This is a genomic window from Pseudoalteromonas sp. CO109Y, assembly GCF_004208935.1.
Taxonomy (GTDB): Bacteria; Pseudomonadota; Gammaproteobacteria; order Enterobacterales; family Alteromonadaceae; genus Pseudoalteromonas; species Pseudoalteromonas shioyasakiensis.
In genome coordinates this window covers 1-12,028 of sequence record NZ_SGPD01000029.1, presented here as the reverse complement: position 1 = coordinate 12,028, position 12,028 = coordinate 1, and the positions used below count along the sequence as shown (strand labels likewise).

11 protein-coding genes, 2 tRNA genes and 1 pseudogene are annotated in these 12,028 nt (G+C 42.0%); 4 read left to right on the top strand and 10 right to left on the bottom strand.

All coding sequences use genetic code 11. From position 1 onward, the window contains the following. From EXT43_RS11915 to dnaQ, 4 genes are all read right to left on the bottom strand, one after another. Positions 1–77, bottom strand: a tRNA-Asp gene (locus EXT43_RS11915). A 27-nt stretch (positions 78–104) separates the two neighbouring features. Then, positions 105–181, bottom strand: a tRNA-Asp gene (locus EXT43_RS11910). Between the two features lie 98 nt (positions 182–279). Beyond that, positions 280–1,653, bottom strand: a complete 1,374-nt coding sequence (locus tag EXT43_RS11905) for a TIGR03503 family protein (protein WP_130167056.1) — start codon at positions 1,651–1,653, stop codon at positions 280–282. Positions 1,654–1,662: 9 nt separating this feature from the next. Then, on the bottom strand, positions 1,663–2,373 hold the full coding sequence (dnaQ, locus tag EXT43_RS11900; RefSeq protein ID WP_054561795.1) for a DNA polymerase III subunit epsilon: 711 nt from the start codon (positions 2,371–2,373) through the stop codon (positions 1,663–1,665). A 68-nt stretch (positions 2,374–2,441) separates the two neighbouring features. Here dnaQ and rnhA point away from each other — a divergent pair, with 68 nt between their 5' ends. Both rnhA and EXT43_RS11890 read left to right on the top strand, forming a co-directional pair. After that, positions 2,442–2,909, top strand: coding sequence for a ribonuclease HI (gene rnhA, locus EXT43_RS11895; protein ID WP_054561796.1), 468 nt, complete (start codon positions 2,442–2,444; stop codon positions 2,907–2,909). Positions 2,910–2,999: 90 nt separating this feature from the next. Then, positions 3,000–3,863 carry an MBL fold metallo-hydrolase gene (locus EXT43_RS11890; RefSeq protein ID WP_063528293.1) on the top strand — a complete coding sequence of 288 codons (864 nt, stop codon included), beginning with the start codon at positions 3,000–3,002 and terminating at the stop codon, positions 3,861–3,863. Here the strand turns inward: EXT43_RS11890 and EXT43_RS11885 are convergent. Then, complete coding sequence (locus EXT43_RS11885; RefSeq protein WP_054551627.1) at positions 3,834–4,592, bottom strand: class I SAM-dependent methyltransferase; 759 nt, start codon at positions 4,590–4,592, stop codon at positions 3,834–3,836. The two genes, EXT43_RS11890 and EXT43_RS11885, sit on opposite strands and share 30 nt — an antisense overlap. A 53-nt stretch (positions 4,593–4,645) precedes the next feature. On the opposite strand from EXT43_RS11885, the gene gloB reads away from it, so the two are divergent. Both gloB and EXT43_RS11875 read left to right on the top strand, forming a co-directional pair. Further along, positions 4,646–5,419 carry a hydroxyacylglutathione hydrolase gene (gene gloB / locus EXT43_RS11880; protein WP_130167055.1) on the top strand — a complete coding sequence of 258 codons (774 nt, stop codon included), beginning with the start codon at positions 4,646–4,648 and terminating at the stop codon, positions 5,417–5,419. A gap of 147 nt (positions 5,420–5,566) precedes the next feature. After that, a complete protein-coding gene (locus EXT43_RS11875) occupies positions 5,567–7,153 on the top strand; it encodes a LysM peptidoglycan-binding domain-containing protein (protein WP_054561800.1) in 1,587 nt (528 codons plus the stop codon). A 56-nt stretch (positions 7,154–7,209) separates the two neighbouring features. Here the strand turns inward: EXT43_RS11875 and speB are convergent, their stop codons facing one another. From speB to EXT43_RS20760, 5 genes and pseudogenes are all read right to left on the bottom strand, one after another. Beyond that, positions 7,210–8,133, bottom strand: a complete 924-nt coding sequence (gene speB, locus EXT43_RS11870; protein ID WP_062566211.1) for an agmatinase — start codon at positions 8,131–8,133, stop codon at positions 7,210–7,212. 3 nt (positions 8,134–8,136) lie between these two features. Beyond that, positions 8,137–10,050, bottom strand: coding sequence for a biosynthetic arginine decarboxylase (gene speA / locus EXT43_RS11865; RefSeq protein WP_062566210.1), 1,914 nt, complete (start codon positions 10,048–10,050; stop codon positions 8,137–8,139). Positions 10,051–10,303: 253 nt separating this feature from the next. Beyond that, positions 10,304–10,738, bottom strand: coding sequence for a hypothetical protein (locus EXT43_RS11860; protein WP_130167054.1), 435 nt, complete (start codon positions 10,736–10,738; stop codon positions 10,304–10,306). Between the two features lie 72 nt (positions 10,739–10,810). Then, the gene (locus EXT43_RS11855; protein WP_054561803.1) at positions 10,811–11,272 is read right to left on the bottom strand and encodes a GNAT family N-acetyltransferase; all 462 of its coding nucleotides are present in this window, start codon (positions 11,270–11,272) and stop codon (positions 10,811–10,813) included. Between the two features lie 433 nt (positions 11,273–11,705). After that, positions 11,706–12,028 (bottom strand): annotated as a pseudogene (locus EXT43_RS20760) (transposase); the annotation flags it as partial.

Here is a 12,028-nt window from a genome sequence, read left to right as displayed (position 1 = left end):
TGGCGGAGTGGACGGGACTCGAACCCGCGACCCCCGGCGTGACAGGCCGGTATTCTAACCAACTGAACTACCACTCCAGCGCATACTTACAAATTGTCGAAAATTGGCGGAGTGGACGGGACTCGAACCCGCGACCCCCGGCGTGACAGGCCGGTATTCTAACCAACTGAACTACCACTCCACATTTTCGTTGCTGACTGAGTCTCCCCTGACAGCGGCGTGAATAATACGAATCACCCTCTGGTTCGTCAAGGGGTTTTTTGTATTTTTACAGGTTTTTTAGTCATCTGACATCGAAAGGTTTAAAATTTCACCTGATTTGTCATTTTTTGAGCCATTTTTGCCAACTTCATTTTCATTCGTTGCTTGCTCATCATTTTCGGTTTGATTTTTTTTCTTTAAAAACGGTAAAGAAATTTTAAATTTCAGCGGTTTCTTCTGAACAAAAATTCTAATTGCCAGCCAACCTAATAAAAGGACGGTTAAATTTCCAACAACAATTAAGGTCACCATGAGCATGGTGGACGCTTTTTGTTCTTCTTCAAGAATTCGTTGTTGCTCTGCTTGCGCTTCTAAATCAATTTCTGGGCGAACAATTTCTGGTACAGCTTCAATGGGTCGTTCAATTTCAAATTTATAAGTCGGTAACGTTGCCATAAATTCACGGTCATTTATGTTGCTACCAAATACAGAGAGCTCAACACTGTATCGTCCCCAATCATAATTTTTAATTGCAAGCTCTCGTGTTTGTGATTTATCAGCATCTAAAGAGAACATTTGCTCTTCATTATTGGGGTAATATATTTTTCCTTGAATAAGCACAGTTTCTGGTTTGACGATTTCAGGATTTAAGGTGATTGTTAAAATGTGGTCATCTTCATCTTGCTCAGCAAGTGCTACTTCATAATCAAAAGGCGGCTCATGCACCACAATTGGTTTTTGCACCACGGTACGCTTTAATATAGGCGTTTCAATATATAGCTCTGGTTGCCACTCTCCTGCCGGAAAGACCAGTTTAAACTCACCGGTAAACACACCATCAAGCGGACGCTCATCAAAACCACGGCCATCATCTCTAAACTCAGTGACACTTTGCGTACCGGCACCAAAGTTTGAGTAATCACTATTATTAGTACTGACAAAATCAACGTGCAAACTTATCACATCGCGAAACTGAACAACTTCTATTGGTTCACCATCATTTAATACGCGGCCAGTCAGCTTTACTGTTTCACCACGAAACAGCATAGGCGGAAGTGGATCAACATTAAGCTCTATTTCACCCAGCACCATAATACGGCTATCTGGCAAGATGCTGCCGACCACTTGCCAAGGGCCAGGCATAGGGTTGCTAATGGTGATCAGGTCGTAGCTCAGTTCATCATGCCAGTCGAGGTCATCATTGTTTACTGAGTCAGTAGCGTAATACTTAGTGCCGTCAGGGCGTACTAAAACAACGGCAGGAGCACCGCGTTTACGAAAGAAGAGTAAGGTTACTTTATCGACTTTATGGTCAATACGAAAACGGTTCTCTAGCAGGGGAATTTCATTTTGCACCCCATCACGTTCTAATGGGGTTATTTTATCTTGCTCGTTGGCAAATCCCGCTAAGGGAATTAAACACACTAATCCTGCTAGTAGTCGTTTTCTCATTTTATTACCTTATTCTGCACGCCATAGGCATTGGCCACCCTTTGCAACCAAGTCTAAACGCTCTTCGTGAGCGGCATGCTCTTGTTCTGTTGCTCTTAATACCACAAGCGGTGCTCTATCAGCACTTAGTCGGCGAATACCACCAGCTTGTTGGGTTGAGCCTTCATCTTTATTTTGATTAAGATTCAGTTTTACTTGCCCACCCGTCATCGACAGGTAAACATCGGCTAAGATCTCAGAATCCAGTAAAGCGCCGTGTAACGTACGCTTTGAGTTATCAATATCGTAACGACGGCAAAGTGCATCAAGGTTATTCTTTTGACCTGGGTGCAAGTCACGCGCCATTTTTAAAGTATCAAGTACAGTACATACATCGGCAGTATTCGGAAAACCTTGATTTAACAATGCAAACTCATTATCCATGTGGCCGATATCGAACGCTGCGTTATGAATAACAAGCTCAGCGCCACGAATATACTCTAAAAACTCATGGGCAATTTGGTGGTACAGGGGTTTATCACGCAAAAATTCATTGGTGATACCGTGAACGTCTATTGCTTCTTCTTCTATTTCACGTTGTGGATTGATATACACATGAAAGTTGTTGCCAGTAAGACGGCGATTTACAAGTTCAACACAACCGATTTCAATAATGCGGTGGCCTTGCTTTGGGTCAATACCCGTGGTTTCTGTATCTAAAACTATTTGTCTATGTGCCATATCGTCTTAAGCCTGACTCTGGTATCTTTCTATATTCACTTTATTGTACACAATATCAAGGTAAAACAGTGCAGAAAACCGTAGAGATTTACACCGATGGATCATGTTTAGGAAATCCAGGGCCTGGAGGGTATGGCATCGTGATGCGATACAACGGCCACGAAAAGCAGTTAAGTCAAGGCTACACCCTAACAACAAATAATCGGATGGAAATGCTCGCAGCTATCGTTGCACTAGAAACCCTCACCCGCTCTTGTCACGTCATTCTGACGACCGATAGCCAATATGTGAAACAAGGCATTGAGTCATGGGTTGAAAATTGGAAAAAGCGCGGCTGGAAAACCGCTGCTAAAAAACCAGTTAAGAATGTCGATTTATGGAAACGACTCGATGCTGCCTGCCAACAACACGAGGTAGAGTGGCGTTGGGTAAAAGGCCATAGCGGCAATAAATACAATGAGATTGTTGACGATCTAGCCCGCGAAGCAGCTGGCAGCGATCAATTACTTGAAGACACAGGTTACGACGGTAATTAAAAGTACCTTGAAATAAACTTGGCGCAGGTCGTTTTATATTTTTGTTATATGTTATAAGATTTGGCTATAACGAAATATAAAGGATTCATTATGGCTCTGCGCATTCACTCTTTTTTTCATCAACAAAGTGCCACTCTCTGTTACTTAGTCAGTTGCGAAAGCACTAAACAGTGCTTGCTGATTGATGCGCCAGCTGATTTTGATATGCCAAGTGGTGAATTAAGTTTTACCACCGCCAATGAGATCATCAGCTATATAAAGACTGAGCAGCTGACACTACAATGGCTCCTTGAAACTCATGCCCATGCTGACCATATCACCGCAGCAAGTTACATAAAGCAGCAATTACAAGACACACACCCTTGTAAACTCGGCACGGGTGAAGGGATCACACAAGTGCAAAAACACTTTAGCCAACTTTATAATCTTGATATGCCATGTAATGGTGAACCTTTTGATGCTTTATTTGCTGATAAAGCACAATTTCAGTTAGGTGATTACACAGTAGATGTGATTGCCACACCGGGCCATACCCCTGACAGCGTGTGTTTTCACATTGATGGCAATGTATTTGTTGGTGACACCTTCTTTATGCCAGACAGTGGCACAGCCCGCTGTGATTTCCCAGGAGGCAGTGCCGGTGAGTTATATGACTCACTACAGCGAATTTTAGCGTTTCCTGACGATACCGTACTTTGGATGTGTCATGACTATCAACCAGATGGCCGCCCTCTTGCGAACAAAACCACAGTGAAAGAGCAGCGTGAGCAAAACATTCATTTAATAGGGGATAAACAAAGCTTTATTGCGACTCGGGAAGGCCGTGATGCAACCTTGGCTGTACCAAAGCTGTTGCACCCTTCTATTCAATTAAATATTCGTGCAGGCCAGTACCCAAGCAAAACGGATACTCAACAACACTATTTAGCTATCCCGCTCACAGTGCTGCTTTGATGTTTGCCTGAGCCCTGCTCCTTTTACCGGCGAAAATTGCGGCCTTGCATGCCATTTAGGTTTAATTGGTGTAAGCGGGGCCACACGTTTTCGAGCCACCAGCATATACACACTGCCCATTGGCTTTAAATATTGTTGACCAAAACTGCGCCACGCAGCAAAACGCGACAAACGGTTGCCTCTTGCAAGCGATGAATGAATAAATCGCTCGTCCGAAATAATCTCAAAGCCTAATAGATTCAACCAGTCTTTTACTCGTGATGGCGTAAAAAAGCGCCCTGTCCAAGGTAACTTTTGGCGACTAAAAGGTAAAAGCTGCGCCAAGCCACACAAGCTAAACGGGTTAAAGCCCGTGATCACCAGATAACCACCGGGAATTAAAGTACGATGTGCTTCGCGTAAGATGTGGTGTGGATCAGAATGATATTCTAAGCAATGCGATAATATGCAAGCATCAACACTGTGCTCATAAAAAGGTAACTCGTCTACATCAGCAATAACACCAGTAAATAGCCCCTGCTCAGCTACGCAAACTTGATGCTTTATAGGGCTTTCACTGGTTGCCAGCTCTCCACTTAAATTACCAAGTTTTAGCATGTGATAGCCAAACATGCGTGGCAACCATGGTGTTAGCTTACGTTCAATTTCAGCACGTAAATAGTCACCATGAGGGAACTGCTGCCAAGTGTATGGCTTAGGACCTTCTTGAAAACTAAGGGCTGGTTTCATTTTCTGAGCTCGTTATACTGTGTGTTAACTGTCACTTTATAGAGCAATTAAACATGGTGCAAGTTAAAGCAATTAAAGCCTTTTCTGATAATTACATCTGGTGCATCAGCAATGAAGCTGAGCAAACAGTCTGGGTCGTCGACCCCGGTCAAGCAGAGCCTGTTTTACACTATCTAAGCGAGCATAACTTAACACTTAGCGGTATTTTGATTACTCACCACCATTATGACCATACCGATGGCGTGGCTGCACTGGTTAAGGAATTTCGTGATATTCCGGTTTATGGGCCAAGACATAGCCCTTTTAAAGGTATTACTCATGGCTTATCAGAAGCGGATAAAGTCACTGTTTATGATTACACCTTTACCGTGCTTGCGACACCTGGTCATACCCTAGACCATGTTTGTTACATTAATGACGAATTAAGTTTTACTGGCGACACCTTATTTAGTGCTGGCTGCGGACGATTATTTGAAGGCAGCGCAGAACAAATGTGGCACTCGTTATGTAAGCTAAGAGCCCTGCCAGATGAGTGTAAAATCTACTGCACCCATGAATACACGCAAGCCAACTTAGCCTTCGCAAAAGCCGTTGAACCAAACAATGAGTACTTACTCAGCTACAGTGATGAAGTTGATACTCTGCGCGCCAAAGACGAAATAAGCTTGCCAACCCAGTTAGGCGTGGAAAAACAAATAAATCCATTTTTACGTAGCAATATAGCAACAATCACTGATGAGCTGCCTGATGAGCTAAAAATTAATTTGGATCTGAATGAACCTTGGCAACGCTTTGCAGGTCTCAGAGCCTGGAAAGATAACTTTTAAAAAAACGTAAACGCCGGTAGTTACAATTTTGTATATTTAGATCAGCATCTTGCAATAATAAGCTGACATAAACTGGTCATAAAGTGGCAATATGTTCTCAGAGCAGGTAATATTCGCCGAGTTTTTTTACCTGATGTATGGGTATATATGTATAAGTCTCCTTTAGTTTTATCACTTGCGCTGATTTTAAGTGGCTGTCAATTAACAGCTTCTGATTCAGCAAGTACAGATGTTGCGAGCAATAATGTTGAGCAACAATTAGACGGCGCAAGTCCGAGCGATATCAATGATGCATTGATGATCAACGCTCAATATCAACAATTAACCGATATTGATGAGCCGCCTCCTGTATTTGATGATGTATGGGAACGTATTCGTTATCAGCTTTCGATTGATGTGCCACAAAACCGCCCAGTTGTTGCTGAGCGTAACTATTATGCACGTCATCAGGCCTATTTAGATCGTATCTCTAAACGCGCTGAGCCTTACCTATACTTTATTGTAGAAGAAGTCGAAAAGCGTCAAATGCCAATCGAAATTGCGCTTTTACCTATTGTAGAAAGTGCGTTTGACCCATTTGGTTATTCACATCGCAGTGCTTCTGGCATCTGGCAATTTATGCCACAAACCGGTGAGCGTTTCGATTTAAAACAAAACTGGTGGTATGACGGTCGCCGTGACATTGTACAATCGACCCGTGCAGCGCTAGATTACTTATCATATTTACACAAAACCTTAGAAGGCGATTGGCTAAATGCCATTGCAGCCTATAACTCAGGTGAAGGTCGTTTACTGCGTGCCATTAAAAAGAACCGTAAAAAGCATTTACCAACGGATTTTTGGTCACTTGATTTACCAAGAGAGACCACAGCCTACGTACCTAAGCTGTTAGCGCTGTCTGATCTAGTAAAGCGTAGTGACGAATTTGGTGTTAAGTGGCAACCAATCATTAATGCTCAAGTCGTTGAAGCAGTTAATGTAGGGAGCCAAATTGACTTAGCACTTGCCGCTGACATGGCAGGTATTAGCTTAACAGAGCTTTATCGTTTGAACCCTGGTTTCAATCGCTGGGCGACGGATCCAAATGGCCCGCACTTTTTATTATTACCGTCTGATAAAGTTGAAGCGTTTACTGACAAGTTAGCTAAAACAGAGCAAAAAGACCGCCTACGCTGGCAGCAATATGTGGTAGCACGCGGTGACAGTTTATCTGTGATTGCGAAGAAGTTTTCGACAAGCACAAATGCGATTAAAACCCTGAATAAGCTTTCATCGAATACAATTCGTGTTGGTCAGCAATTGCTTGTGCCACTAAGCGATGGTGAGATTAATAGCCAGCATTTACCAAAATCAGTACGTATGGCGGCTAATAAAGCAACACGTAAAAAGCTAAGCCATAAAGTGGCCAGTGGCGATACACTGTGGGATATCAGCCGTGAGTACGATGTGACCATAGCTGAACTTGCAACATGGAATAAGCTGAAAAAAGACGCTGTACTGCGTGTTGGTCAAAAGCTAACTGTCTATAAGCAAGAAAAATCACAACTTGCTGCTACACAAATCAAAGAGCGTACCATTACCTATAAAGTTCGTCGTGGTGACTCGTTAGCGCGCATTGCTGCTAAGTTTAATGTGTCTGTAGAAGATATTATTAAATGGAACTCATTAGCTGGGCAAAAATACATTCAACCTGGGCAAAAGCTTAAATTAAAGGTTGATGTTCGAAGCGCTTAATTGCTTCATCTAATATCAAAAAAAGAGCGCCTAATGGCGCTCTTTGTCTCTCTCATTTAGTATTTATGCTTCAAAGCCCATAAGTGTAATAATTCATTGGCAATGGTCGCTGCGGCAATCGCCGTTAATTCACTTTGGTCATAGGATGGCGACACTTCAACCACATCCATACCGACCATATTAATGCCTTTCAATGCACGAAGTACTTTGAGTACTTTATCGCTGGTTAAGCCACCACATACTGGGGTGCCTGTCCCTGGAGCGAATGCTGGATCAAGGCAGTCAATATCAAAGGTTAGATACACTGGTAAGTCACCCACACGTGCTTTGATTTGCTCTGCGATATCTTGCGCTGGCAAATCATTGGCTGCCATTGCATCAATCACCGCAAACTCATGCTTATTCTGATCAAAATCAGTACGAATACCAATTTGAATACTGTGATCAACATCAATAAGCCCTTCCATCGGCGCATGATAAAACATGGTGCCGTGATCATAACGCGAACCATTGCTGTAAGTATCTGTGTGGGCATCAAAATGCACTAATGCCATTTTACCGTGTTGCTTAGCATGGGCACGCAGTAGCGGCAAAGTCACAAAGTGGTCGCCACCTAAACCTAATAATGTTTTACCTTGGCGAAGAATTTGCTCAGCCGCTAACTCTAACTGCGCGGTAAAATATTCTGGGTCGCCTACTGGGTAAGTAAAATCACCCGCATCAGCTAATTTTAAACGCTCAAACAACGGAAACGTCCACGGGTACTTGGTTTCTTCCCATGCCAGGTGCACTGAGGCACGACGAATTGCGTCAGGGCCTAAACGTGCACCTGGGCGACCTGAGGTCGCCAAATCAAATGGTAGACCTAACACCACTACATCGGCATCGATTGCAGTGATGTTTTGCACCATCGGCTGACGTAAAAACGTCATGCCGTTTGAGTACAATGAATGATCTGTGTGGTCAAACAATGTCGACATTGCTTATAACTCTTCTAAATAAGTGTAACCATTTAAGCCAGTTTGCAGCTCATCTAAAACGCTTTGCTGCTCAGTTTCTGGCAATTTAGCTGCCACCAGCTGGGCGTAAGATTGCTGGAAGCTTTCTACATCTAAATGTACGTAACGCATCATGTCTGCAACGGTATCACCTTCGTTAACTTCAGTGATTTGCGCCTGACCTCGCTCATCCATTTTTATAATTGCACTGTGTGTGTCGCCAAATAAGTTGTGCATATCACCTAAAATCTCCTGATAAGCACCCACTAAGAAAAAGCCCATTAAGTAAGGTTTTTCTTCGCTAAATGCTGGCACAGGCAATGTACTTTCAATACCTTGACCGTCTACATAATGCTCCATAGCACCATCTGAGTCGCAGGTAATATCAAGTAACACAGCGCGTTTTTGTGGTGCTTCTGTTAAACCACTTAATGGTAAAACCGGAAACACTTGGTCAATACCCCACGCATCCGGTAATGACTGGAACAATGAAAAGTTCACAAAAAACTTATCTGCTAAACGCGCATTTAATTCATCAATAATCGGGCGATGAAAACGGTTTTTGTTATCCATATGTTTGTTAAGTTCATAACATACACGTAAGTTAACTTGCTCCGCCCATGCTCGCTCTGTTAAATCTAACAAACCAAGTGCAAATTGATTATGTGCTTCGGCTAAATCGCCTTGGCTATCATGATAAATTTCGATTAATGCACGGTCGTCATTGTCATCACTTAACTGTTGCCATGATGTCCACATGTTTTTTAATAAAAGTGGTGCATCAGCGGCTGGCGCTTGAATGTCTTCTGGTACATAGCTTTCGGTGCCGATAACATTCGAGATCAATACAGCATGGTGCGCTGTTAACGCACGACCTGACTCAGAAATAATGCGCGGCATTGGCTGCTCATATAACTTACAGGTATCACCAATGGTGTATACGATGTTATTAGCGTATTCACTTAGGCTGTAGTTCATTGAGTTATGTGACTGGCTACGAGTACCGTCATAATCTACCGCTAAACCGCCACCCACATCTAAGCAATCAATTTGTGCACCTAACTTGCGTAACTCACAGTAAAAACGCGCAGCTTCACTCACACCTAAGCGAACATCGCGGATGTTTGCCATTTGCGAGCCAAGGTGAAAGTGTACAAGTTGGATCAGATCGAGTTGATCAGACGCTTTTAAGCGATTAACCACACTGAGTACTTGCGATGCCGACAAACCAAATTTTGATTTTTCGCCACCACTTGCTTGCCACTTGCCCTTACCTTGCGACGCTAAACGCACGCGAATACCAATACGCGGCTTTACGTTTAACTCTTTAGCTTGGCTAAGCACCATGTCTAGCTCAGACAGTTTTTCAAGAACAATGTAAACCTTGTGACCTAGCTTTTCACCAATCAGTGCTAAACGAATGTACTCTTGGTCTTTGTAGCCATTACACACAATGACAGCACTGGTTTTTTCGGCCATCGCTAATACAGTTAATAGCTCAGGTTTACTGCCCGCTTCTAAGCCCAATTGTTTCTTTTCAATATCAGCTTGGCTTGCAACAATTTCTTCAACAACTTCACGCTGTTGGTTTACTTTAATTGGGTAAACAAGCAAATAGTCTTTCGGGTAACCATAATTTTCAATCGCCGTGTTAAATGCCTGACATAAGCTATGTACACGATGATGTAAAATTTGTGGAAAACGAACCAACGCAGGCAAGCTTAAGCCTTTATCTTGTAACTGCTGTGCGATATCGATTAGTGCAATGGTTTGCTCTGGGGCATGGGCCTTTGGCGCAACATACACATCACCTTGATCATTAATACCAAAGAAACCTTGGCTCCAATGACGAACATTGTAACTCGTGCGAGCTTGTTCTAGTGATGTTGTCTCTTTCATCTATCTTTCTCTTTTATTTTAGTAGTGCCGAATTCGGCAAGGGTTGTTGCCGCGCATTAAAAGAAAAATAGTGATTCAAGTCCAACAAGAATTTTTACTCGTAACGAGTGATTTTTGATGTGAAAAACTAATCGATAAACTCCCAATATTATTAGGGTTTAATTTGGTTGTTAGATTTTAAAATTCCTTTAGATGGACAGGCACTCAATATGGCAAATGAGCAATTATAAAGGACAGTCACTGTAAATGCATTTCAGAGGACAGGCACTACTTTTGTGATGCCATCAGCTTTTGAAGAGTTTGACCCTAGTTGCCTCCACGCTTCATATTGCTCATTTTCATGCCACGTAATACCTATGTACTCTTGCCAATTCTCGAAGTCTTTGGTGCGATACTTTTCAACCCCACAGCCACCAGCGCCAAAAGCAGTGCGGCAAATTTTTACAGTCAGATAAGTACCATCAAAATTCAATTGTGATTGTTTATCAGTGCAAACACTTAGAGGACGAGTGGGAAATATGAGAATTACTTTTGTTTTTATGGTGCCATCATGATTGAAGACACCTGTGAGGGAATGACATGAGTTTAAGTAGAACCTGTGGGCACCAATAGTAAGGTCTGGTAGCTTATTTTGAGTAAAATTATATAGCTTCGGTTTCTCACCGCAAGCAGCCACCAGTGAAACCATAGTAAAGCACATGATTTTTAAGGAGTATTTATAAATTAAGGTGACCTCACTAAAACATGGCTAACACTTAAATTACTGGTTTAGCCCTAACTCCATAAATAAACTTTGTGGATTTTCACTGTAGTTACCAAACGGACCACAACGATTGAAACCTAAGTTTTCGTATAGGCTAATAGATTCTGTTTGCTTAGGACCTGTTTCTAATCGAATTAGTGGAATTTGCTGCTCACCAGCGTGATGCAATAATATTTGCATAATTCGACGTGATAAACCTTTACCACGGTAACTTGGTTTTACATATAACCGGCGGATTTCACCATATGGAGGGTTACCTTCTTGCATCACGATTGCGCCACATGCAACGATACCATCTTCATTTTTTAAGCCTATAGCATAAACATTAGGCTCAGCTAACTCTTCAAGACTTAGAGATTGGGCGGTAGCAACAGGGTATAATGAGTTTATGAGTCGGTCTATATCAGAAAACACGTTAACTACTTCAGGATCATGTGGATTTAAATCGACTAACTGCATAAAACTCCCATTTTTATATGTCGGTTTTGTTAATGATGTTAACAATAATATCGGATATTAGTCTGATCCTCTACTCTTGTTTTCAATATTCATTTTTATAGGTACTGTTCAGACCGCCATACTATCGCTTAGTTCAACGGTATGTAACTGAAAAAACGCCCAGTTGATAAAAATTAAAGTCCAACCTACACCACCCTATTTAGGATTAATGCTTTCTGCTGACAAATTTTAACAAGACAGTCACTTAAAAATAAAAGCCTTAGAGTTGAAATGAAATTCATCTTAGTTTCAGTTGAAAATGACTTCGCAGAACCACTTATTTAGAAAGTACTGATTTATTCTTAAATTTTGGGACCTATTTCAATATGTATGAGAACCTCTAGACATACTAAAGCGGTGAACTTAAATCCTCCTTACAAAAATCACATAGAAATTAGCTAGCAAACAATAATCGACTATTAGTACAGTTACTTCGTCGCCTGCGAGCAGTTTTACTACAATAATTTTCAATTGCACCTACTCGACCTACAGCTCCATGAAATAAGTTTTCAAAGTGGGTTGTTAGTGTTAACCATTTTTCCGGTTCGAAATTCAGCCTTTCAAGAATAGGAGGTAAATGATGTTCTATAAATCCGGGCTTATTAGTACAAATACAACGCCCAGTTTGCTCTACCAGTAGCAGGTATGACTTTAACTCAAAAGGTATTCCCTTTGATTTATACTTACTCATACCACCAATAAAACGAGCTAGTACCT